This window comes from Phytoactinopolyspora halophila (assembly GCF_003287285.1).
GTDB lineage: Bacteria > Actinomycetota > Actinomycetes > Jiangellales > Jiangellaceae > Phytoactinopolyspora_A > Phytoactinopolyspora_A halophila.
Map to the genome: position 1 here is coordinate 92,772 of NZ_QMIG01000011.1, position 23,875 is coordinate 116,646.

Here is a 23,875-nt window from a genome sequence, read left to right on the forward strand (position 1 = left end):
GCCACCCGTTCACCGGAGCCGCCTACACCAGGACCCGCGCCATCTCGGTCTCGTCCATGTCTTCCAACCGCTTGCGCAGCCCGTCCGCCGTCAGCGGCAGCGCGCGCAGGCGGATACCGATGGCATCGTCGACGGCATTGGCCACCGCCGCGGGCACCGGAGGCGTGGCCACCTCCCCCACGCCCAACGGCGGATGCTCCGGGCGATCCACGAGCGTGACGTCCACCCGTGGCACGTCCGGAAAGCGCAAGCTGCGATACCCGGTCCAGTCCTGCTCTTGCACGCCATCCTCGGTCAGCCGCAACTGCTCGTACAGCGTGCGGCTCAGCCCCTGCAACGCACCGCCCTGCAACTGATTGCGCACACCGTCCGGGTTGACGATGGCACCCGCATCGCAGACCACGACGAGCCGCACGACGCGAAACTCCCCGGACTCCGCGTCAACCTCCACCTCGGCCACTTCCGCGGCATAGCCCTTGGTGTCCTTGTACCGGGCGAACGCCATCCCGAGGCCGCGCCCGCTGGGACCGACCCGGGGCTGCCAGCCGGCGCGTTCGGCGGCTACCTCGACAACTCTCGTGGCCCGGCCGTCGCGCAGGTGCCGCAGCCGGAACTCGACCGGATCCACGCCCGCCAGCTCGGCCAGCTCATCCACGAACGACTCGATGGCGAAGACGTTGAAGAACGCGCCCAACGAGCGCAACGGACCCGTCCGCAGTGAACCGCGGACCTCCGCTGCCGCGACGTCCAGGGCGGGTATGTCGTACAGCGGTACCGCGTTGCGCAAGCCGGGCTCGCCCAGGCCGACCCACGGCCGTTCGGCGGCACGCGCCCCCAGCCACGCGGCCATCAGCCGATCGCCGTCACCGTTCGGACGCGTGCTGTGCGAGTCCGTGATCACGCGATACCGCCACGCCCGGAGCGTGCCGTCGGCACCGAGCCCCGCGTGCATATCCGCGACCATTCCCGGCCCGTGAGGTTCCCAGGCGAACTCGTCGGCAAGCGAGAACTGGAAGCGTACCGGTGATCCCGGCACCGCACGCGCGGCGAGCGCCGCGAAGACGGCGGCGTCGTCGGCCCCGTTCATGCCGTAACACCCGGGCCCGTCGACATGCTCGACGACGATCCGTCCTTCCGCATGTCCGAGCAGCGCGGCCAGCTCGCGCCGCAAGGGATACACTCCCTGGCTGTGCGTCCAGACGCGAAGGACGCCGCCGTCGTGCACCGCCACCGCGGCCGAGGGCGCCATCGGACCGTGTGCCTGGTAGGGCTTGGAGTACGACGCCGCATATCCGGGCAGCGTCTCCAGCACGTCCGTCACGTCCTGATCCTGGTGCCAGACCCGCTCCCGCGCCGGGAGGTCTCGCAACATCCGCTCGGTGTCGCGCTCGCCGATCGTGGTGGTGCGCTTCCAGCGCGCGTCCAGCGCGAGCCGGTTCTGGGCGCGGATCGCCTGCTCTTCGCGTTCGGCGACGACGACGGCGAACCGGCCGTCCGGCACGATCTGCCGCACCCCGGGAACCTGCCAGCCACTGGCGAGATCGAGCTCGTCCAGCGTGGCGTCGTACGACGGCGGCAGCACGACCCGCGCGTGCAGCATCCCGTCCATCGTGAGGTCGTGCACGTACCCGGGCGCGCCCGTCAGCTTTGCCCGCAAGTCCTCCCGCGGCAGCGGCTCGCCGAGTGGTGGCGCGTCCCAGCGGGGCACATCGGTGTCCTCGATTGTTTCGGTGATCGGACGATCCGCGACGAGCTCTCCCAGCGAGATCCGCTCTCCGCTGGAACGGTCCACCGCCGTGCCGGTGTCCAGCTCGATCCGATCGGCCGCACATCCCAAGGACGCGGCAGCGCGCCGGAGCAGCACGCGGCGCAACGCCACCGCCGCCATCGCCAGCGAGATCCCGCCGTGCTCGATCGAGAAGCTGCCCGAGGTCTGCCCCTGGTCCGGTGACCGGCCCGTCATCGTCGGCTCCACCCTCACCCGTTCCCGGGGGATCGCCAGCTGGCTGGCCACGATCTGGGCGAACGCGGTACGCAGGCCCTGCCCGAGCTCGACCTTGCCCGGATAGATCGCCACCTCGCCGCTGGGGTGCAGCCCGATCCATCGCGCGATGCGTGGCTCGTCCACCACAGCCCGGGGTGTCGGACACCCGCCTGCGGCCTCCGCACCCTGGCCTGCTTGCGTGGAGGTCGCCGCGGAGCTGGTGCCGTCGTGGCCGGCCACATCCGCGCCACCGAGATCACCGTCCAGATCACGCACCTCGAATCCCGCGGCTCGGTGCGCCGCCCGCAGCATCCGCACGTGCGTGCCGCAGCGGCACAGGTGCTCATCGAGAACCGCACACAACGTGCCGGTGTCCGGCACCGGGCCCTGCTCGAGCCGCGCCGCGACACTCATGATCATCCCGTTGACGCAGTACCCGCACTGGCCCGCCTGCTCGTCCAGGAAGGCGCGCTGGACCGGGTGGGGATTCTCCGGCCCGCCGAGACCTTCGGGGGTGGTGATCTGGCTGCCGTCCACCTCGGACACCGGGGTGATACACGACTGGAGCGATACCCCGTCGACGATCACCCGGCAGGCGCCACACTCGCCGATGGAGCACCCGGTGCGCACGCCGGTGCACCCGAGGTCATTGCGCAGCACGTACATCAGCGGCGTGGTGTCCGGCACGCTCACCGGTTGCTGCCGGCCGTTCACCCACAGCGTGAACACGGGTCGTTCGTCTGCCATCAGCGTTCCTCGCCAGTTTCCCCGATCCGGGCGTCACCACTGCCTTCGATCCACGTCGGCGGATGCACCGAGAGGTCTACCCGCACGTCGATCAACGACGGCCCGTCCAGCGCCAGCGCCTCCCGCACGGCCTGCCGGGCGCCGGCGTCGTCGGCGACCGTCCACCCCGGTACGCCCTGAGCCCGGGCGATCTCGGCGAAGCCGGTGTCCCGGAAGTCCGTACCGATCACCCGCCCGCCGAATCTCCGGTGCTGGTGGCTCTGCTGGGACGCGAACCGCGCGTCGTTGTACACGATGACGGTCACCCTGGACCCGCGGCGGGCAGCCGTTTCGAGCTCGCCCAGGCACATCGCCAGACAACCGTCACCGACGATGGCCACCCCGCGCCGCTCCGGGTCACCTTCCACGGCGCCGAGCACTGCCGGGTACGAATACCCCATCGCGCCGAATCCCGCGGACCGGATGTAACTCCGTGGCGCCAGGACCCGCAGCTTCTTCCCGAAGAACGAGTGCATGCCCGAATCGACGGAGATGAACGCGTCGCGCGGTAATGCCGTCTCAAGCTCATCGATCACCGTCCAGGGGTCGGCCCGTTCGAGCTCTCCCTGGCCGGGCTGGCGGCACGCGCGGCGTTCCTCCTCCAGCTGCGCGCGCAGCTCGTGCCAGTCGCCGGCCCGGTGGTGATCACGTTCCCGGAGCTCCGTGTCGAGCGCCACCACGAACTCGCCGGCATCGGCGACGACGTGGTGCTGTGCCGGGATTCCCTTGTAGCCGGACTCCGGGCCGACATCGACCCGGATGACCGTCGACGTGTCCGGCCAGGCGGACCACTCGAACGTCGACACGTCGCTGAGTGGCGCACCGACGACGAGGATGACGTCGGCGTTCGCGAGCGCCTTCTGCGCCACCGCGTCACCTGCCTGGCGCGCCACCACACCCAACGCGTGCGCGTGGTCTTCCGGGATGCTTCCCCGGCCGCCATCCGTGGTGACCACGGGAAGGTCGTGGTTGGTCGCCAGGCTCGCCAGCGACTCGTGCGCGCCCGCCCAGTGCGTCCCGCCGCCGGCGACGATGATCGGCCGCTCCGCAGTGATGATGTGCTGCGCGGCAGCGCGCACCTCGGCGGGATGGGCGGCGATCCGGGCCGCGGGAACCGTATCCGTCACGGGAGTTGCCGAAGCCCGCATGGATTGCTGTTTCAGGACGTTCTTCGGCAGGTCGAGCAGCACGGGTCCCGGCCGGCCCGATGCGGCCGTCCACATCGCGCGTGTCACGGCGTGGGACGCGTCCGCTGCCTCGCGGAGCTGCATCGTGGCCTTGGTGATCGGCCGGTACAGCTCCAGAACGTCCACCACGTGGTACCCCTCGCGCAGCTCCAGATCTGTTGCGGGCAACATCTCGTTGCCGGTCAGCACCAGCAACGGCACGCTGTCCTTCCACGCGGTACCCACCCCGTACATCTGCCGCAGCGCGCCCGGCCCCACGTGGGCCAGGGTCACGCCGAGCCGCGACGTCGCGCGTGCGTAGCCGTCCGCCATGTGCGCGGCGGCCTCTTCCTCGCGTGCGCTGACGAACTCCATGCGAGGATCGCGGGCGATCGCGTCGGCGAGGTCGAGGGTGGAGGTGCCCACGACACCGAACACCGTGCGGACGCCGGCTGCTGCCAGGGTCGCGACGATCTCGTCGGCTGCCGTGCTCATGCGGAGATTCCCGCCAGCTCCAGGGCGTGGGCTTCCTGCGAGCTGTCGAGCGGAAGCTCCACGGCCTGGTTGGTCGCGGCCGAGATGTCCGCGGCGAGATACACCTCCATGGTCTGCCGTGCCTGCTCCGGCGTCACCAGCACCGGCCGGTCGTAGGCGACTGCCTCGATGAAGTGATTCGTCTCGTCCCGCATCGGACCGGCATAGACGTGACCGACCTCCTCGCCCGGCATGGTCGACAACGGCAGGCTCAATCCCCCGGACATGGTGTTGAGCATGGTGTCCCGGTGGGTGTCGTCGAGGATGAGCGCGCCCTCGCTGCCCACGATCTCGATCCAGGTGGACGAGAAGTTGGGATAACCGGGCGGCAAGATCCACCCGGCACCGATCGTGAGGACCACGCCGTTGTCCAGCGTGACGACGATCGACATGCAGTCCGAGATGCCGTACTTGTCCTTCATCACGCGCTCGACCGCCTGCGCGTACACGCGCACCGGCACCGCCGGTTCCATACACCACAGCAGGAAGTCGATGTCGTGGGTGGCCTCCATGGCGGCCGGTGAGAGCGTGATCCGGCCGCCGATCTTGTCGCCGAGTTTGCGGGTGATGTGCCGGCTGACCAGGCCGCTCACCGGGATACCGAGGGTCCCATCGTCCATGCTGCGCTTGACCAGCGCTTGTTTCGTATTGAACCGCTGCGAGTAACCGATCGTGAACGTGCAGTCGCGTTCCTGTGCACGCGCCACCAGATCGTCGGCCTCGCCGAGCGTAAGCGCGAGCGGCTTCTCCAGCAAGACATCCTTGCCGGCGTCGAGAGCGTCCCGCGCCATCGGGTAATGCGTGGTCTCCGGTGTCGCCGAGATCATTACGGCGTGAATCCGTGCGTCGGCGAGGATCTCGTGGTAGTCGGCGACGGCGCTCGCGGCCCCGGTTTCCGCGGCCACCTCGGCGAGGCGCTCGGGTGACGTATCGCACAGGTGGAGCTGCTCGACCAGTGCGTTTCGGGCCGCCGTGCGGGCGCGTATGCCCCCGCACCACCCGGTTCCGATGATCCCGACGTTGACGCGCTGCATGCGGCTACCTCCAGGGGTACGGCGAACTGCAACGTACATTATATATGATCGCTCATTCCCCGGCAGGAACGGCCCGCCGATGCGACTGCCGAACCGCCACGATCAGGACCGCGCCCACGAGCTGTGACGCTGCCGCACCGATCCACGCGAGCTGGTACGAGACGGCCGAGACAGCCAGCCCGAACAGCAACGGGCCAGCCACCGCTCCAGCGAACACACCCGCTTGCGCCACGCCGGTCGCCGTCGCCGGGGCGTCGCTGTTCGCCCTGGCCACGATGTAGGTCATCAGGCCGGGCCAGCCCCAGCCACCCACGAACGCGACCGAGGCGGCCACCCACAGCGCCGGCGACCCGGAACCCGCCAGCGGAAACGCCGCGAACGCCGCACCTCCAGCAGTCAGCAGCCCGGCCACGGTCACCAGGTCGATCGAGGGACGCAGGTCCGAGAGCCACCCGATGACGACGCGGGCACCGAGACCCAGAGCGCTCACCGTGGTGAGCAAGGTACCGGCCACACCCGCGGACATCCCGGTGTGCACGGCGTATTCGACCAGGAATGCCCCGAACGCGTTGGCCGCGCCGGCACCGAACGCCACCGCGACGGCGAGAGCCAGCAGCTGCCGGCGGGTGAAGGGTGCCGGCGGTGCGGGAGCTCGCCGGCGCGGGCCCGCACGGCCTGACTTCGACCGCAAGCGCCCCTGCATCATGAGGACGAGCGCGGCGATCACCGCCGCGCCGCCGTATGCCCACCGCCATCCCCACTGGGTTCCGACAAGCGGCACGGCCATCCCCGCCGTCAACGTGGCCAGGGGGATCGCCGATTGCTTGATCCCGAATGCCAGGCCCTGGATGCGCGCGGGCACGTCGCTTGCCAGCAAGAGGTTCGAGCCCACTTGCAGGGTCGCGTGCCCGGCACCGGCCAGCGCCAGCGCCACGGTGAGCTGCGCCCAGGTGCCCGCCACGGTCATGGTCACCAGTGCCAGCACGGCCGCCGCCAGCCCGAGCCGCAGGACGCGGCGCGCACCGACACGATCCGCCAGGTGACCGGCTGGCGCGGCGCCGATCGCCGCCAGGGCAAAGAAGACAGCCACGGCAATGCCCAACCGCGCCTCGGAGAACTGCAGCTCCTCGCGGATCAGGACGGCAAGCCCACCGAGCAGGAACGCTGGAAGCGGACCGAAAACGGTGATACCCGTAGCCAGGAAGATGGACCGCAGCCCGCGGCCGGCGGTCTCGTCAGCGGCGTTCAGTCCGCGTCCTCCTCGTCTCGGGGCAGCTTGACACCCAGGACCGCACAGTCCGCGCCGAGGAGCACGTCCTGTGCCGTACTGCCCAGAAATACCTTGCCGACGGGCGAGCGCCGCCGCAATCCCACGACGATCAGTGACGCGGCGTGCTCCTCGGCGGCGGCGAGGATCGCGTCCGCGGCATCGGACGGTCCGGACGGGAGGTACGTCTGAGCGCGGACCCCCTCCTCGCGTAGCTGGCGCACCGCGCGGTCCAGCTGTGCCTCGGCTTCCTCGCGGCGCTGCCGGTAGCGGCCCGCGTCGTTCTCGTTGCGCGGCATCGCGACGTGCGAGACCAGGACGACGGGAAGGTCACGCAAGACGGCTTCCTCGGCGGCCCGGCGCATGGCGCGCTGGCCGAGAGGACTGTCCGAGAGCCCCACCACGATCGCCATGACCTTCCTCCTCCCTCTCCGGGGACACTCGCCGACACAATATTAAACATTAGGTATTATATAACTTCTTGTTCCAGGAGGTGACCATGGAGGGCCACATGCAGATCGACTGGGACGTGCCCATCGTCGTCGACGACGGCCTCACGCTTCGCGCCGACGTCTTTCGCCCGTCCACCACGGACGCCGATGCGCGCCATCCGGTCCTGCTCAGCTATGGCCCGTATGGCAAGGGCCTGTCGTTCCAGGAAGGATACGCGTCCTCCTGGGAGATCATGGTGCGCGAGCATCCCGACGTCGCGGCCGGCTCGACCAACGCCTACCAGAACTGGGAAGTCGTCGATCCGGAGAAGTGGGTGCCGCACGGTTACGCGTGCGTGCGGGTCGACTCGCGAGGCGCCGGGCGGTCACCGGGCTACCTCGATCCGTTCTCCGCCCGGGAAACGCGGGACCTCTACGCATGCATCGAATGGGCCGGAACGCAGCCCTGGAGCACCGGCAAGGTGGGACTGGCCGGCATCTCGTACTACGCGATCAACCAGTGGCACGTGGCCTCGCTCCAGCCGCCCCACCTCGCGTGCATGGTCGTCTGGGAGGGCGCGGCGGACTCGTACCGGGACATGAGCTATCACGGCGGCATCTACTGCACCTTCTTCGAGAACTGGTACGACATCCAAGTCACCTCTGTGCAGTATGGACGCGGTGCACACGGGCCGGTGAACCCGAACACCGGCCAGCCGGTATGCGGGGACGAGACGCTCTCCGAGGACGAACGCGCGCGCAATCGCGCCGACTTCGGCGCCCAGCTGCGCGCCCACCCCCTGGCGGACGATTTCCACCGGGAACGCTCGGCGGACTGGGCCAGGATCACGGTGCCGTTCCTGTCTGCGGGCAACTGGGGAGGCCAGGGCCTGCACCTGCGCGGCAACGTCGAAGGCTTCATCCGGGCCGCATCCACGCAGAAATGGCTGGAGGTGCACGGCCTGGAACACTGGACCGAGTTCTACACCGACTACGGGGTGAACCTGCAGCGGGAATTCTTCGACCACTTCCTCAAGGGCGTAGACAACGGGTGGGATCGCAGGCCACCGGTGCTCTTGCAGGTTCGCACCGTCGACGGATTCGTCGAGCGCGCCGAGAGCGGCTGGCCCCTCCCCCGCACCGCGTGGACGGATCTTCACCTCGATGTCGAGGACCTCGCCCTGCGCACCGAGCGCCCGCCCCGGCCGGCGAGCAAGAGCTACGACATGCTGGGCCCGGGACTCACGTTGACGACACCGCCGCTGAGCGAACCGATGGAGATCACCGGACCGCTCGCGGCGCGCCTCTTCCTCGCGTCGTCGACGACCGACGCCGACGCCTTCCTCACGGTGCGCGCGTTCGCTCCCGATGGCTCGGAGATGCTGTTCCGCGGCGCCATCGACCCGCGTGCACCACTGGCGCAAGGGTGGCTGCGGGCATCGCATCGCCAGCTCGACGAGACACTGGCCACCCCGGAGCGCCCCTATCACACCCATCGAGACGTTCAGCCGCTGCGGCCCGGGCGCGTCTACCAGCTCGATGTCGAGATCTGGCCCACCAGCATCGTCCTTCCGCGCGGTTACCGGATCGCGCTCACCGTCGCCGGAACCGACTTCGACCATGGCCAGCAGGGCGCGCGCCTCGGCCATTTCGCGAACGAGTTCCGCGGCTGCGGGCCGTTCATCCATCAGGATCCGCGCGATCGCCCGGCGGACGTGTTCGGCGGGACGGCGACGCTGCATACCGGCGGCCCGTACGAGTCCCGCCTGTTGCTCCCGGTGATACCGGACGGCGACACCTGATACCGGCCCGATCGCTCTTGCATCGGGCACATGCATCGTGCAAAATGTATGAAATTCTGGGTTCATCATCCGCCTGTCCGGTCGCCGACGTGAGGAGATGACAACGGTGGGACTGGTCTCGTTCGACGGGAAAGACGAGGAGAACCTCGTGGCCGGGCACTATTCACGTGGCCGGGGGCCGGTCTTGCGCAGCGACCAGATGGAGCTGACCAAGATCACATTCGACGCGGGCGAGGGTGCCGACATGCACCAGCATCCCGAGGAACAGATCCTCTACGTCCTGGCCGGGGTCCTCGAGGTCACGGTGGGAGATGAGACCTACGAGGTGCACCCGGGCCAAGCCAGCTTCCACCCGTCCAACGTCTGGCACCGGGCCGTGGCGCGGGAGCGGACCACGGCGCTGTCGTTCAAGAACCTCGTCGCACCGAATTACGAGAAGACCGGCGAGCTCCACTAGACCGGGCCGGCCGCGAACGGAAACGAGCAAGGAGGCATCGTGCCGTTCATCGACTACACCGCGAGCCAGCAGGAGTACGTCACTCCACAGCACTCGACCGCCTACGGTGCCCTGGCCACGGGCGAGTCCATCGAGGTCGGCTACCTGTCGTTCACCAAGGGTGAGGGGGCCGAGCCACACCAGCATCCCCACGAGCAGATCGTCGTCGTGATACGTGGCCGCATTCGCGCTCGGCTCGGTGACGAGGAACGTGACCTCGGCCCCGGTTCCGGGTTTCACGTGCCGCCGAACGTCCCGCACGGCGTGACCGCTCTCGACGACTCCGAGGTGCTCAGTTGCAAGAATCTCGTGGACGGGCGCGGACACCGGATCTAGCACCGATCCCACCAGCGGACCGAGCCCCCGGTCACGTCGAGGTGACCGACACGACCGCCCCGGAGGGAGGGCAGCGATGCTAGAAGGCTTGCAGCTCGCCACCGGGCCGTCGTCGTTGTTCGTGATCGCCGTCGGCGTGCTCCTCGGGATCATGGTCGGCGCGTTGCCGGGCTTCACCGCGACGATGGGCACGGCGCTCCTGCTCCCGTTCACCTTTTCGATGGAACCGGGCCAGGGCCTGGCCATGCTGGGTGCGTTGTATGTCGCGGCCATGTACGCCGACGCCGTGCCCGCCTGCCTGGTCAACACGCCCGGCACGCCGTCCGCGATGGCCACCGCGTTCGATGGATTCCCGCTCACCCAGCAAGGGCATGCGCAGAAAGCGCTGGTCGCGTCGAGCTTCAGTTCCATGGTCGGAGCCACGCTGGGCGGCCTGACATTCCTGTTTCTCTCCGGTGTGCTCGCCAGCGTCGCGCTGCAATTCGGGCCACCCGAATTCTTCTGGATCGGCATCTTCGCGCTGACGATCATCGGCAGCATCGCTGGCGACTCGATGCTCAAAGGGCTCGCCGGTGGCGCCCTCGGCATGCTGATCGGAACCATCGGCATCAGCGCCACCGGAGCGGTCTCTCGCTACACCTTCGATCTGCCCGATCTGCGCGGCGGGCTCAACGAGGTCGCGGCACTGATCGGGGTGTTCGCCATGCCGCAGGTCCTGCGGATGGTGGCGAACCGGCGCGAGAAACATACCGTCGCCAGCTACACCCGCTCACCCGGCGTCAGCCTGGAAACGGTTCGCGAGATCCTCCGGCGCCCCGTCAACCTGTTCCGCTCCGCGATCATCGGCACCCTCGTCGGTCTCCTGCCGGGCGCCGGAAGCCCGGTGGCCTCACTCGTCTCATACAACGAGGCCGTGCGCTGGAGCAAGGACAAGACGAAGTTCGGCAAGGGATCCCTCGACGGCGTCGTGGCGTCCGAGGCGGCCAACAACGGCGCCGCCGGCGGGGCGATGGTGCCCCTGGCCGGGCTCGGCATCCCGGGCTCCGCGCCCGCTGCTGTCATCCTCGGCGCACTCCTCCTGCATGGCCTGCAACCCGGACCGCAGCTGTTCCAGACCCGGCCCGAACTCGTGTACGGCTTCGCCTGGGCCATCGTGATCGCCGGTATCGGAACCTTCCTGTTCGGTAGCGTGCTGGCCGGTCTGCTGGCGAGGATGGTCACCATCCCGGTGCGCTTGCTCGCTCCCATCGTCTTGTTCCTGTCCGTCGTCGGCTCGTTCGCCATCCGCAACAACATCATCGACGTGTTCTTGATGGTCGGCCTCGGCGTCGGCGTCTACCTTCTCGGCAAACTCGGCTTCCACCCCGGCCCCATCGGGCTGGGCGTGATCCTGGGACCCATCGTGGAGCCGGCCCTGGTCCAGTCCATGGCGATGACCGAGGCGAGCTCGGCATTCGAGGTCTTCTTCACGCGCCCGGTGAGCTTGATCGTGATCGTATTGACGCTCATCTCGGTCGCCTGGGTCATCTGGTCCAAGCAAAGGGAGCGCCAACATGTCGTCGACTGAACGGCCCGTGGAACGGCCCGCCCCCGGCCCGCACGTCTCCACCGACCTGATCGCCGGAATGGCGCTACTCGCCATCGTCGCCATCGGTCTCCTCGGATCTGGCGAGGGCCACCTCGACTGGCTCTTCCCGGTCACGCTGAGCTGGATCCTCGGCGCCTTCGGCGCGTGTCTCGTGGTACGCGGCCTCCTCGGGTACGGCCACCGCGTGCCCGCCGTGCCACGCCTGCTTCGCGGCCAGAATCCCGACGTGGCGCTGTTCGTCGGGCTCGTCGTCGTGTACGTCATCGTGATCGAGCAGGTGGGCTTCTGGCTCCCCAGCGCGGCCATGCTCGTGGTGGCCTCGGTCTACCTCGACACGTTCCGTTCCCGGCGCAACATCGCGATCTCGGTGCTCGTGGCGCTCGGCGTCTGCATCGTGGGGTACGTCGTCCTCACCAAGGTCTTCTTCGTGCCACTTCCCGGTGGCGAGTGGATCCCGTTCTGACACGAGGGCCCCGAGGGACGTGGGCGCGCGTCTTCGCAACTTCTTGGCCCTGCGGAACGCCCAGAGCCCTCGAAGCCCACCTGAACGTTCCGCAGAGCCAAGAAGTCAGGCTCGCCGGCTCCGTCGCGCCGGTTTCACCCGGGCGACGTGCCGGTGAGCCGATCGAGCAATCCGTTGTACATGAGCTGGGTATATGCCGACGTCATGTCGTGCAGTTCGGGCAGCGTGACTTTCTCGTTCGCGGAATGGGCGTCCCAGATACCGCCGCTGCCGAAGTATATTCCGGGGATACCGAGGTCCCAGAAGTGCTGCAAACCACCGACCGAATACCCGGTACCGAACTCCACCGGCCGCCCGACGCCTTCCAGGTACGCCTTCTGGACCGCTCGGATGACCGGTGAGGTGCGTTCCACGACGGCAGGTTCCCGGAAGGACTCGGCCATCGGGTCGAGAATCACCGGCGCGTCCGGCCGCTCCGCGTTGACCTCGTCGACCACCCGCCGGAAATCGGCGACGACCTGGTCAATCGTCTGGCCGGGGACCGGGCGGACATCCACGGTGGCTTCCGCGCTGCCGGGCGAGATGTTGTAGGCGTGTCCGGCATGCAACTGCGTGTAGCAGCGGCTTTCGCTGCCCATCATCTCGCCGGCGAGATCCGGATCGTCGAGTGGCGATTCGGTCAGGTCCGCACCGAGGATGCGCGGCAGGACATTGATCAATCGCTCGATCGCGTTCGTTCCCGTCTCCGGCACGAGCGAATGCACGTTCGGCAGGTTCATCGACAGCCGCATCCACAGGCGCCCCTTGTAAACGCGAAGCACCTTGTTCTCGGACGGCTCGCACGCCAGCATCATGTCCGACAGGAGAACTCGTTCGTCCTGGTCCTTCATGTACTTGATGCCGAGCTGATCACCGCGCTCACCGTCGGCCTCGATGATGACACGGACCTTGCGCGTGGCCGGGATGCCGGATGCGGCGACAGCACCTGCGGCAGCGACCAATGCAGCGATCTTGCTCTTCGCGTCCACGGTGCCGCGCCCGTAGAGCGTGTCGCCATCTCGGTAGCCGTCGAACGGGTCACATACCCACAGCGGCCGCTCGTTGTCATCCACGCCGACGACGTCGCTGTGCGCGTAGAAGAGGAGGGCGGCGGGCCGCTCGTCGTCCGGGCCGTACTCGATGACGAGATTGGGTTTCTCGGGATCTCCCGCCATCTCGGACACGCGCCATCCAGCCGTCTCGAACCGGCCGGCGATGTACTCCGTGATCGCCCGAACGTCTCCAGGGGGATTCACACTCGGATATGTCACGAGGTCCTGCGTGGTCGCGGACACCTGCTCGACATCGATGCTCTGGATCGTCATGACCTGCCCCTTTCACCCTGTTCCCGGACCGGTGTCGTCACCACTGCGGTCCGTGTTCCACCCACTGCGGGGCTCGCCGTTCCAGGTAGGAATCGATGGCTTCGTGCCACTCGTCGGTACCGGTGAATTCCGCCAGCGCGTCACGCGCGTGCCAGATGGCGGTATACAGGAAATCCGATCCCGCATTGATCGATGTCTTGGCGAAACGCAGCGACCGTGGGCTCGCCTCTTTGATCCGCTCGCAATACCGGACGACCTCGTCGTCGAGCCGTTCCGGTGCCGCGATCCGGTTGAGCAGCCCCATCTCCAGCGCTTCCTGCGCGGTGTACTCCCACGACATGTAGATCATCTCGCGGGCCTTCTTCTCGCCGACGATGCGGGGCAGCAACTGGGTACCCCAGAAGATGGGATAGCTGCCGGTACGGCAACCGTGCTGGCCGAATATCGCGTCGTCGGCAGCGATCGTGAGGTCGGCGATCGCGGCGATCTGGTTCATCCCGCCGGTGCAGCGTCCACGAACCGCTGCGATCACTGGACGGCCGCACGTGCGCATGGCGATCGCGATATCGAAGAGCAACGAGAGGTGATCTCGAAAGTTCTGCGTGTCCCGCTCCTTGTGCAGGGCCCAATCCCCACCCGCCGAGAAGTTCGAGCGGCCGTCCAGAACGATCACGCGGCACGCACGATGGCTTCCCGCCCACCGGATGCACGCGAGCAATTCGTCGTAGGCCCGCGTCGTCATCGCGTTGTCGTTTCGGCCGGTGTGCACCGTTATCCATGCGATGCCGGCGTCGAGCTGGCACGACATGTGCTGCAGCTCGGGAGGTAGCTGGGTGCCGTGCCGGGTGTTGGCCTCACGTTGCTCTGCCATGCGCCTTTCCGTCCCTTCATCCTCGTCGATGCGGCTGTCCGGGCGTGGTCACGCGTCGAAAGCGGGCTGATTCCTCAGCTCTTCCGGAATCATCTTGTCACACACTGTATATCCTGTATTATATCTCAAACTCAATAGCTAGCCCGTGCCTCGATGAGAGGGGACGCGATGCGAAAGCGACCGCGAATCCGGACACGCTGCACGCTGTTATCACTGGCGGCACCGCTTCTACTGGCCCCGGCGGCCTGCGCATCCGATGCTGGATCCTCCGACGACGGAGGCGACGACTATCCGTCCGAATCCATCCGGGTGATCATTACGTTCGATCCCGGAGGCGGCTCCGACACCGATTTCCGCCGTCTCCAACCACACCTCGAAGAATCCCTGGGCGTGAGCCTCGAACCCGAATACGTCACCGGAGCGGGCGGTGCCATCGGGTGGGCGGAGCTCGCCAACGCCGAACCCGACGGCTACACGATCGGTACCGTCGTGCTCCCGCACATCCTGTTGCAGCCCGAGCTGATCGAAGACACCGGATACGAGACATCCGATTTCGACATCATCGGGATGAACGCGTACGCGCCGCAGATCCTGTTCGTCGACGCCGAAGATCCCGCCTTCGAATCGTTCGACGAATTCGAAGCACACGTGCAGGAGAACCCCGGCAACGTCGACATCGGCGGTGCCGCAGAGTACAACCTGAGCCATGCCGTTCAGGTCATGCTCGACGACGCAGGTCTCGACACCAACTACGTCGCCACCGGCGAGGGCGCGACGGCCGTGGTGTCCGGGGTCCGGGGCGGTCACTACCCGGTCGGCATCACGTCCATCCAGCAGTATTTCGGCGCCGAGGACGAGATCCAGCCACTCGCGGTGAGCTCGGAAGAGACGTACGAGCTGGCGTCGGACATCCCGACTCTGAGCGAACTCGGCTACGACGTGTCCGGGTCGACCAACTGGGGACTCGCAGCTCCGGAAGGAACGGACCCGGAAAAGATCGAGATCATCAGCGATGCGGTCGCCGACGCCCTCGACGAGGAAGACGTCCTGCAGAACATGGAAGACGAGGGGCAAGGCATGATCGGCACGGGTCCGGAGGAGTCCGAAGAATACGTTCAGGACTATCTCGACGACATCCGGTCCGTGACGCCGTTGTTCGAACAGTAAGGGACAGCGGGTTCGCTCATGTTCGATGGCCTGCTGCTCGCCCTCGACCCGGCGCATCTCCTGCTCATCCTTGCCGGGGTGGCCGGCGGCGTGCTCATCGGCGCGCTGCCGGGGCTGACGGCCACCATGGGTGCCGCGCTCCTCGTGCCGTTCACGTTCGTCATGGAGCCGTCGGCCGGGCTGGTCATGCTCGGAGCGATGTATGTCGGGGCGATGTTCGGCGACGCGGTACCGGCCGTGCTGGTCAACGTTCCCGGCACACCGTCGGCGATGGCCACGGCGTTCGACGGCTACCCGCTCAGCGAGCAGGGCAAGGGGCAGCGGGCGATCATCGCCGCATGCTGGGCTTCGGCGGTCGGCGCGATTATCGGCGGCACCGCATTGCTGGTCATGTCGCCGACGCTGGCCGCCGCGGCCTTGGCGTTCGGCCCGCCGGAGTTCTTCTGGCTGGGCGCCTTCGCGCTGACCATCATGGGATCTGTCGCCGGCTCGTCGTTCTTCCGCGGACTCGGCGGAGGGCTCTTCGGCCTCCTGCTGAGCACCGTGGGCATCGCACCGGCCGGCGGGACCAGCCGGTTCACCTTCGGTTTCTACCAGCTCCAGGGTGGTGTCTCGCTGGCCGCGGCCCTCATCGGGCTCTTCGCCATCCCGCAGCTGATCAAACTCGCGGAGAATCGCAAGCAGCGGACGCGAATCTCGCAGTACGTGCCCGAGCGCCGCGTGTTCCGGCACATCTGGTCCGAGTTGCGCAGGCCAGTGACCTTGATCAGATCGTCGGTCCTGGGGACGTTCATCGGCGTGCTCCCCGGCTCCGGCGCGTCGCTGGCGGGAATCGTGTCATACAACGAGGCGGTTCGCTGGTCCAAGGACCGCACGAAGTTCGGCAAGGGGGCCGTGGAAGGCGTGGTCTCCGTGGAGACCGCCAACAATGCTGCCGCGCCAGCCTCCATGGTCCCGCTGCTGTCGCTGGGCGTGCCGGGTTCGAACGTCGCGGCCATCTTCCTCGGTGCACTGCTCTTTCACGGCCTGGAACCCGGGCCGTCCCTGTTCGACGATACGCCCGAGATCGTCTTCGCATTCGTCTGGGCCATGATCCTCGGCGGAATCGCGGTCTTCATCCTGGGCCGGGTGATGGCGCCACTGCTGGTGCGCGCGATCCAGGCGCCCGTGTACGCGTTGATTCCCGTCATCGCCGCGCTGACCATGGTCGGCTCCTACGCCGTGCGCGGCAACATGTTCGACACCTACATGATGTTCGTGCTCGGAATCGTCGGCTACGTCCTGATGAAGATCGGCATACCGGTGGCCGCCGTGGCGCTCGGGCTGATCCTGGGGCCCATCGTCGAAAACGGCCTCGACGTCTCGCTCCAGATGGCCGAAACCGCCGGAATATTCACCGTGTTCTTCACCCGGCCGATCTCACTCGTGTTGATGGCGCTGACGGTCCTGTCGGCGCTGTGGACCGTGTACTCCAACGTCCGACGCTCCTCGCGCACGGAGGGTTGACCATGAACGATGCCGGAACCACGGCGCCCGCCGGGACCGGGACCGGGCGCCGGATCGCGTTCAATCACGACCTGCTGTCCGGTCTGGCACTGATCATCCTGGGTTCGTTCGCCTACACCTGGGGGCCTGGCTGGGGAGAGCGCACGTGGGTGTTCCCCAACATGGTCTCCTGGCTCATGGTCGGCCTCGGCATCCTGCTCGCCGTGATCGGACTCGCCCGGCGCACGCGGGAGAAGCTGTTCGAGTCGTGGCGCGCCGCCGTCGACGTGAGCTGGTTCTCCGCGAGCGTGCTCGCCTTCTTCCTGCTCATCCCCCAGATCGGCTACTTCGTGGCAACCTGGCTGTTCATGGTCGTACAGGCGAGCGTGCTCGGGGGCCGGCGCCATCCAGCCGCCGTCGGCCTGATCATCGTCGTCGCGGGTCTCCTCGCGCTCGGCATGTACCAGCTGTTCGGCGGCGCGTTCAACGTTCACCTGCCCGAGGGCCGCTGGATCTAGGCGTGCTCAGTGCCCATCGAAGGCAGCTGGCACCTCGACCGCGTACCTTCGCGCGACGTCCACCAGCCGCTGCCATGTCGGATCGTCGATGTCGATGCCCTGGTCGCGCCGCCGGGCCGCGGTCCGTGCCTCCACCTCGCCCGGGTAGAGGATCTCGTCGTGCCCGTCGGCCAGCGGCGTGTCCTTCAGGTAATCGACGAACGCGCGGACGTCGCGGGTGAACTCCTCCAGCGGCCGGAAACGATCCACCGCGAACGCGGCAACGAATGCGCCGTCATTGGAGAACCCGCCCGGATCGTGACTGAACCCGATACCGGTCAACAAACCCGCGAAAACCTCCACCATGAACGACAGCCCGTACCCCTTGTGCACCTGGTCACCGCCGAACGGGAGCAACGCCCCGCCGTCGTCCTCGCCGAGCGCATGCGGATCGCGCGTGAGACTGCCGTCGGCAGCGACGATGCAGGGGTACGGCAGCAGCTCACCCCGCGCTTTCGCGATCCTCGTCTTTCCCTGGGCCACCGCCGACGTCGCCATGTCCAGGACGAGCGGGCCGTCCAGCTCGGACGGGACACCGAACGACAGCGGGTTGGTACCCAGCCGGCGAGCACGACCCCCCAACGGCGCCACGACCTTCGGGGCGCGTCCGGAATCCGCCACCACGAACGAGATCACACCCCGTTCCGCCGCGCGGGCGCTGTACCAGCCCAGCCGTCCCATGTGACTTTGCCGCCGGATGGTCACCGCTCCCGTTCCGTGTGCGTGCGCCTTCGCCGTGGCCAGATCCGTCGCGTGATTCGTCGCGGAAAACCCGAGCCCCCAGTTGGCGTCCACCACGGCAGTCGTGTCGGTCTCGTCGTACACCTCGATCGGCGCATCCGGAACGATATGGCCGGTTTCCACGAGCCTGATATATCCGGGCGCGCGGTTGACGCCGTGCGAATCGTGACCGACGAGGTTGGCGGAGACCAGATGCTCGGCGACGTCCGCGGCCGGGCCCGGTGGCGTTCCCGCCGCGACGAAGATCTCCCTGACGAACGTTTCGAGCTGGTCAGTCCCCACGGTCGGCATCGTCACCCGCCTTCGCTCGATCGGCATCTGCCCGGCCGGCCGCTGCGAGGCCTGCGGCGCGGGCGACGACCCGCCGGCACACCGCCCCAGCCACGTCAGACGTCGTCGCGTCACCACCCAGGTCGGCGGTGAGGGGCCCGCCGGCGCCCAGCACGTCGGCGACGGACTCCTCGACGACCGTCGACCACGAGTGATGACCCAGGTGCGCCAGCATCAACGCCGCGCTGAGGATGGCCGCCAGCGGGTTAGCGACGCCTTGACCGGCGATGTCCGGGGCGGTGCCGTGCAACGGCTCGAAATAGGCCCAGCGGTCACCGACACATCCCGACGCTGCCAGACCGAGCCCGCCGGCCAGTCCGGCCGCGAGGTCGGACAGGATGTCGCCGAACGCGTTGGTGCACAGGATCGTGTCGAACGCTTGCGGCGCGCGGACCATCTCCATGGCGCAGGCGTCCACGTTCTTCGTCTCGTATTCGACGTCGGGAAAGCTGGACGCCTGCTCGGATACCGCAGTGAGGAACAGCGAATCGGTGAGCGGCATGGCGCCGCGCTTGTGCACGGCCGTCACCTTGCATGATCGCTCGCGTGCGCACTGCAACGCGATGCGCGCCGCCCGGGCCGAGGCTTCCCGCGTCACGACGCGTACCGCGCAGGCTCCGTCGTTTCCCACCGGATATTCGACACCCGCGTAGAAGCCCTCGGTGAGCTCGCGCACCACCATCACGTCCAGCGGACCCGACGGAGCGGGCACTCCCGGCAGGGTCCTGCAGCGTCGCAGGCTCGCCACGGTCTCCAGCTCCCGTCGCAACGCCCGTATCGGCTGCGGCAGCCCGCCGGGGATCCGGGCCGCATCCATGGCACCGACCAGGACGCCGTCGGCTTGCTGTGCGGCCTCCACCGTGGCACGCGGAAGCGGCTCACCCGTTTCCCGGTACGCGGCGTAGCCCGCAGCGTGTTCGGTGCGGACCCAGCGCGGCCCTCCGGCACGCGTGACCGCATCGAGAACCCGGCACGCGGCAGCGATCACCTCGACACCTACTCCATCACCGGGAATGACGCAGATCTCTACCGGACGGCCCTGGCCCGGTGACCCGTTCGGCATCCCGCTCGGCATTCCGCTGGACACTGCCCTCCCCTTGGGCTCCGGACCGAACCACGACAATCATATACAGTATATTTAGCATACTACGTGGTCCGCTGAAGCGAACCGGAGGAAACGAGGCGCATGGTCGAGTTCACCGGAGAACACCGCACGTGGCAGGCGGCAGCTCGAGAATTCGCCGAACGAGAGATCCGGCCGATCTCGCTGGAGCGGGATCAGATCACCGATCCCGCGGCCACGTTCGACTGGGAGATCATCAAGAAGGGTTCCCGGCTCGGCTTCCGCACGGCCGCGGTCCCGACCGAATGGGGCGGCGGTGGTCTCGACTTCGTCGGCCAGGCGCTCGTCATGGCCGAGCTCGCGCGCGGGGATGCCGCGATCACCAAGACGTTCAGCCAGTGCTGGAAATGGAGTCACCTCATCGCCGCCGCGTGCACTGCCGACCAGCGGCGGCGTTTCCTCGAACCGTTCCTGAACGACGACACGTACCTGCTCGGCAAGGGAGGCACCGAGCTGCACGCCGGTTCGGACAACCGGATGCCGCCGGACGACCCCGACGCCGGCTGGATGATGTCCGCCGAGCGGGACGGCGACGAGTGGATCCTCAACGGTCGCAAGCACTACATCGCCAACGGGAGCGTCGGCACGCTGTTCTTCATCGACACCCGCACCGATCCGTCAGTCCGGCTGAGCGAGGGAACCACCCTGTTCCTGGTTCCCTCGGACAGTCCCGGATTCCGCGTCGGCACCGTCTACGACAAGGTCGGGTGGCGCTTCTACCAGAATGCCGAGCTCATCTTCGAAGACTGCCGCGTCCCGCACGCGAACGTGGTCGGCGAGGTCAACCGGGGCGTAGCGGCCCGTGCCGGAGACACCTCGGAGTTCGGCGATCTCGAACTGGCCGCGATCGCCGTCGGTGTCTGCGACGCCGCGATGGAGATGGCGCTGGCTCATGCCCGCGGCCGCCGGCAAGGCGGCAAGCAGATCGTCGAACATCAGGCGATCCAGCTCAAGCTCTCGGAGATGCACACCCTGACCGAAGCCCTGCGGGCGTTCACGTTTCGCACCGCTGCGGAAGCAGACGCCGGCGACGCGCGCAACAACGTGGCGCTGATGAATTTCGCGACCGACACCGTCCAGCGCGTCACCCACCTGAACATGGACATCCACGGTGCCCTCGGCGTGATGCGGGACCAGGGTGTCGAGAAACTCGTCCGGGATGCCGCCATCTGGACTCACCTGGCGGGTGATTCCGTACAGCGGCTCAAGGCCGTGCGGAATCTGCTCTGACACGCATGGGACGGTTCCGGGTGGGTGGCCACGCACTCCCGTCGTGGCCCACCTGTCGGCTCGCCGGTTACCTGGCCGCGCTCATGATGGTGCAGGCCATGGCGATGCAAACGTACGGGGCGCTGGCGCCGTTCATCCGCACCGATCTCGGTGTCTCCGCGTCCACCATGGGCCTGGTCGCCGCCGCACCCTATGTCGGCACGGCCGCCGCGGCATTCGTCTCGGGTGGATGGGTGGATCGGCACCATGCACGGACGACCGTTCTGCTCACCGGTCTGGGCATCGCCGCGTCGCTCCTGATAGCCGCCGGATTCTCGACGGTCACGACCGTCATCCTCGGGCTCGCCCTGGCCGGGGTGAGCCGCAGCGCGATACCACCGCTCAGCGACCGCCTCGGGTACGAAGGCGCGCCACTGGCAGACCGCGGATTCGTGTTTGGTGTCAAGCAGACCGGCACCCCGATCGGCTCGGCTCTCGCCGCCATGACACTGCCCCCGCTCGCATCCGCCGGCCTGGGCTGGCAAGGTGCGCTCGCCACGACGGCCGCCGTCGTGGCGGGCGCCACTGTAGCGCTACGCCACGGCCCTGACTCCGCCGCGCCCGCACGGCGCACCGTTCACGACGGTGCGGCCGGCGTAGCCCGGGGAGGACCGGATGATGATCAATGGGCGGGCGATACCGGGACGGAGGATGTGCGCGCAGCCGTCGCCACGAAACTCCCGTTGGTCCGCCAGCTCGCCACCCTGATCGCCATCAGTGCCGCCCTCGGCGTGTTCATGTCGTCTGCCATGACGTTCCTCACGCTGTACCTCGTCGACGACCGCGGGCTGGCGCCGGTCGAGGCAGCACGCTGGTTCGCGCTGTTCGGGCTCGGTGGCGGCGTGGGGCGTATCGCCTGTGGCTGGCTCAGCGACCGGGCCTTTCGTGGTCATCGCGGCCTGGCGCTGGCCACCAGCGCCGCCGGGGGCGGCATGATCGCGATCATGCTGGGGGTCGCCGCCGACCCGCTCATCGCCACCACCGGCGCGCTCACCATGCTGATCTTCGGATTCTTCGCGCAGGGCTGGGTCGGGGTCATCCGCCTGTGGGGGACCGAGCTGGCCGGCTCCGGACGGTCCGGGCGGGCCGGCGGGCTGCTGCTCGGGTCGATGATGCTCGGGTCGCTCACCGGTCCCCCCGTTTTCGGCTGGCTGGTCGACACCGCGGGTGGCTACTCCACCAGCTGGACCGTGATGGGGACGCTGGCACTCGCGGCCTCCGCCGCGGTCCTCGTGGCCCAGCACCGGCAGCGGCGGCGCCCACCGTCCGATCACGACACATCGAGGTGATGACACGGCCATGACCCACATCTCCAAACCCGCACCAGCATCGCCCCACCAGACGAAAGGACGGGACATGTGCGCGGAACACTCCCCGACAGAGCACCGGACGGTGGCCGACGCGTTGGTCCAGTTCCTGGCACGCGCCGGCGTCACCCACCTCTTCGGGGTCGCCGGTAGCACGATCATGCCCTTGCTCGATGCCGTCGAGGACGATGGCCGGATCCGGTACGTCGCCGCGCGGTACGAGCTCAGCGCCGCCGAGATGGCCGCCGGGTACGCGCGAGCGTCGGCCCGGCTCGGCGTCGTCGCGACACACGTCGGCCCGGGAGCCACCAGCTGTATCACCGCCATGGCCGGTGCGCATCGAGACGGGGTGCCGCTCTTGCTCATCACCGGCAACGAGGAGAGCGACACGCTGGCGCGGATGCCGTACCACGACTGGCAGCTGCTCCCGGTCATGAGCCAGCTCTGCGCGTTCAGCTACCGGGTCACCCGGCCGGACGAGCTGCCACACGTCCTGCGACGCGCGCTCGGAGAGGCGCTGCGCGGCGGGACCGGCACGGTGCACATCGACCTTCCCGAGGACATCGCCCTGATGCCGGTCACCGACGACGACCTCGCCTCCTGGTCCGCCGCCATCGACCCGGTCCTGGCGCAGATCGCCGACGCACCGCAAGCACCCCTCAGCCGGCCGGCGCCGAACTCTGGCGAGGTCCACCGCGCGGTCGACCTCCTGGCGCGGGCACACGCGCCCGTCGTCCTTCTCGGTGAGACCTCCCGCCGTGGCGCCGCTGCGGAACGCATCCTCGACCAGTGCGACGGCCTCGGCATCCCCTACGCGACGACGTTCGGCGCCCGGGGCGGCATCGGCAGCCGCCCCGGGTATGCCGGGACCATTGGGAGGTTCGGTTCGCGGGACACGACCGCGCTCGTCGGCGATGCGGACGTGGTGCTGGCCCTGGGCGCCGAACTCACGGACGTCGACACGGTGCGGTGGTCGATCCCCCGCCCGGACACGGACGTCATCTGCGTGCATCCCGAGCCCGGCGTCATCGACCGCCGGCTCGCCCCGACGCTGGGCGTGGTCGCGGACGTCGAGGAGTTTCTGCACGCGTTCGGCCCGGCCTACCGGGAGCGGGCGGTCTCGGTCGCCGGCAGCTGGATCGATCGGGCCCGCCTGGTGAACCGGGCCAACGGGCCGCTGGGTGACGTTTCCGGCGCGGAGGCCACGCTGGACGCCCAGCTCGTCACGAGAATGATCGACGCGGCGCCCGATTCGTGGATCGTCACCATGGATCCCGGCTTCGGCCCGCTGACACTGTCCGCGTCCGCCGATTTCGGCGGCAGCCCGTTCATCTACGCCCACGGCCTGGGCGCGATGGGCTTCGCCGTGCCCAACGCGATCGGCGCCACCATGACCGGCGGCATCGACGGTGCACTCGCCGTCATCGGCGACGGATCGTTCTTCATGTCCCTCTCGTCGCTTGAATCCATCGCCTCGCTGGATGTCCCCGTCGTGGTGCTGGTCCTGGACGACGGCGGCTTCGGATCGCAACGCAAGAAGCAGCAGGAAGGATACGGGCGCAACGTCGGCGTGGACTACGACAACCCGGACATCCCGCAGATCGCTTCGGCGATGCGTATCGACGCCACCTGGGTGGAATCCGTGGCCGACATCGACCGGCTGTGCGCCGACCTGCCCGCTCGCACCCGCGGACAGGTCCTCGCGGTACGGCGGGCGCAAGTGCAGCACGGCACGTGGTACGAGGGCGGCACCCGGCGTTGACCTCGGGCTGAT

At 68.2% G+C, this 23,875-nt stretch carries 20 protein-coding genes; 11 read left to right on the forward strand and 9 right to left on the reverse strand.

Annotated elements, in window-relative coordinates:
* Positions 1-22 precede the first annotated feature (22 nt).
* Genes DPM12_RS12440 through DPM12_RS12460 form a run of 5 tightly spaced genes read right to left on the reverse strand, consistent with a single transcriptional unit; the run spans position 23 to position 7,184 of the window.
* Complete coding sequence (locus DPM12_RS12440; protein ID WP_112258642.1) at positions 23-2,731, reverse strand: molybdopterin cofactor-binding domain-containing protein; 2,709 nt, start codon at positions 2,729-2,731, stop codon at positions 23-25.
* Positions 2,731-4,431 (reverse strand): thiamine pyrophosphate-binding protein, encoded by a 1,701-nt coding sequence (locus DPM12_RS12445; protein ID WP_112258643.1) that lies wholly within the window; start codon positions 4,429-4,431, stop codon positions 2,731-2,733. Before DPM12_RS12445 ends, DPM12_RS12440 begins: the two co-directional genes overlap by 1 nt.
* Complete coding sequence (locus DPM12_RS12450) at positions 4,428-5,504, reverse strand: Gfo/Idh/MocA family protein (RefSeq protein WP_112258644.1); 1,077 nt, start codon at positions 5,502-5,504, stop codon at positions 4,428-4,430. Before DPM12_RS12450 ends, DPM12_RS12445 begins: the two co-directional genes overlap by 4 nt.
* Positions 5,505-5,556: 52 nt before the next feature.
* On the reverse strand, positions 5,557-6,843 hold the full coding sequence (locus DPM12_RS12455; RefSeq protein WP_342778784.1) for an MFS transporter: 1,287 nt from the start codon (positions 6,841-6,843) through the stop codon (positions 5,557-5,559).
* On the reverse strand, positions 6,750-7,184 hold the full coding sequence (locus DPM12_RS12460; protein ID WP_112258646.1) for a universal stress protein: 435 nt from the start codon (positions 7,182-7,184) through the stop codon (positions 6,750-6,752). The genes DPM12_RS12455 and DPM12_RS12460 overlap by 94 nt, the downstream gene beginning before the upstream one ends.
* 86 nt (positions 7,185-7,270) lie before the next feature.
* Here DPM12_RS12460 and DPM12_RS12465 point away from each other — a divergent pair, with 86 nt between their 5' ends.
* The 5 genes from DPM12_RS12465 (at position 7,271) to DPM12_RS12485 (ending at position 11,887) form a co-directional block, all read left to right on the forward strand.
* Positions 7,271-9,004 (forward strand): CocE/NonD family hydrolase, encoded by a 1,734-nt coding sequence (locus DPM12_RS12465; RefSeq protein WP_211658920.1) that lies wholly within the window; start codon positions 7,271-7,273, stop codon positions 9,002-9,004.
* A 97-nt stretch (positions 9,005-9,101) separates the two neighbouring features.
* The gene (locus DPM12_RS12470) at positions 9,102-9,461 is read left to right on the forward strand and encodes a cupin domain-containing protein (protein ID WP_112258647.1); all 360 of its coding nucleotides are present in this window, start codon (positions 9,102-9,104) and stop codon (positions 9,459-9,461) included.
* Between the two features lie 39 nt (positions 9,462-9,500).
* Entirely contained in the window at positions 9,501-9,836 is a 336-nt protein-coding gene (locus DPM12_RS12475; protein ID WP_211658922.1) for a cupin domain-containing protein, read from the forward strand.
* A gap of 76 nt (positions 9,837-9,912) precedes the next feature.
* Positions 9,913-11,403, forward strand: a complete 1,491-nt coding sequence (locus DPM12_RS12480; protein ID WP_112258649.1) for a tripartite tricarboxylate transporter permease — start codon at positions 9,913-9,915, stop codon at positions 11,401-11,403.
* Positions 11,390-11,887 carry a tripartite tricarboxylate transporter TctB family protein gene (locus DPM12_RS12485; protein WP_112258650.1) on the forward strand — a complete coding sequence of 166 codons (498 nt, stop codon included), beginning with the start codon at positions 11,390-11,392 and terminating at the stop codon, positions 11,885-11,887. The genes DPM12_RS12480 and DPM12_RS12485 overlap by 14 nt, the downstream gene beginning before the upstream one ends.
* A 134-nt stretch (positions 11,888-12,021) precedes the next feature.
* Here DPM12_RS12485 and DPM12_RS12490 read toward each other — a convergent pair whose 3' ends face one another.
* A complete protein-coding gene (locus tag DPM12_RS12490) occupies positions 12,022-13,251 on the reverse strand; it encodes a M20 family metallopeptidase (protein WP_112258651.1) in 1,230 nt (409 codons plus the stop codon).
* 37 nt (positions 13,252-13,288) lie between these two features.
* Positions 13,289-14,122 (reverse strand): enoyl-CoA hydratase/isomerase family protein, encoded by an 834-nt coding sequence (locus DPM12_RS12495; RefSeq protein WP_112258652.1) that lies wholly within the window; start codon positions 14,120-14,122, stop codon positions 13,289-13,291.
* Between the two features lie 168 nt (positions 14,123-14,290).
* On the opposite strand from DPM12_RS12495, the gene DPM12_RS12500 reads away from it, so the two are divergent.
* The 3 genes from DPM12_RS12500 to DPM12_RS12510 are packed head-to-tail and all read left to right on the forward strand — an operon-like array spanning position 14,291 to position 17,292.
* Positions 14,291-15,289 (forward strand): Bug family tripartite tricarboxylate transporter substrate binding protein, encoded by a 999-nt coding sequence (locus DPM12_RS12500; RefSeq protein ID WP_158542876.1) that lies wholly within the window; start codon positions 14,291-14,293, stop codon positions 15,287-15,289.
* Between the two features lie 18 nt (positions 15,290-15,307).
* A complete protein-coding gene (locus DPM12_RS12505) occupies positions 15,308-16,795 on the forward strand; it encodes a tripartite tricarboxylate transporter permease (RefSeq protein WP_112258654.1) in 1,488 nt (495 codons plus the stop codon).
* A gap of 2 nt (positions 16,796-16,797) precedes the next feature.
* A complete protein-coding gene (locus DPM12_RS12510; RefSeq protein WP_112258655.1) occupies positions 16,798-17,292 on the forward strand; it encodes a tripartite tricarboxylate transporter TctB family protein in 495 nt (164 codons plus the stop codon).
* A gap of 6 nt (positions 17,293-17,298) precedes the next feature.
* Here the strand turns inward: DPM12_RS12510 and DPM12_RS12515 are convergent, their stop codons facing one another.
* Entirely contained in the window at positions 17,299-18,354 is a 1,056-nt protein-coding gene (locus DPM12_RS12515) for an Ldh family oxidoreductase (RefSeq protein WP_158542877.1), read from the reverse strand.
* On the reverse strand, positions 18,344-19,489 hold the full coding sequence (locus DPM12_RS12520; RefSeq protein ID WP_123788392.1) for an isocitrate/isopropylmalate dehydrogenase family protein: 1,146 nt from the start codon (positions 19,487-19,489) through the stop codon (positions 18,344-18,346). Before DPM12_RS12520 ends, DPM12_RS12515 begins: the two co-directional genes overlap by 11 nt.
* A 99-nt stretch (positions 19,490-19,588) precedes the next feature.
* On the opposite strand from DPM12_RS12520, the gene DPM12_RS12525 reads away from it, so the two are divergent.
* The 3 genes from DPM12_RS12525 (at position 19,589) to DPM12_RS12535 (ending at position 23,863) form a co-directional block, all read left to right on the forward strand.
* On the forward strand, positions 19,589-20,755 hold the full coding sequence (locus tag DPM12_RS12525; RefSeq protein ID WP_112258658.1) for an acyl-CoA dehydrogenase family protein: 1,167 nt from the start codon (positions 19,589-19,591) through the stop codon (positions 20,753-20,755).
* Between the two features lie 5 nt (positions 20,756-20,760).
* On the forward strand, positions 20,761-22,083 hold the full coding sequence (locus DPM12_RS12530) for an MFS transporter (RefSeq protein WP_112258659.1): 1,323 nt from the start codon (positions 20,761-20,763) through the stop codon (positions 22,081-22,083).
* Positions 22,084-22,150: 67 nt separating this feature from the next.
* On the forward strand, positions 22,151-23,863 hold the full coding sequence (locus DPM12_RS12535) for a thiamine pyrophosphate-binding protein (protein ID WP_158542878.1): 1,713 nt from the start codon (positions 22,151-22,153) through the stop codon (positions 23,861-23,863).
* Positions 23,864-23,875 lie beyond the last annotated feature (12 nt).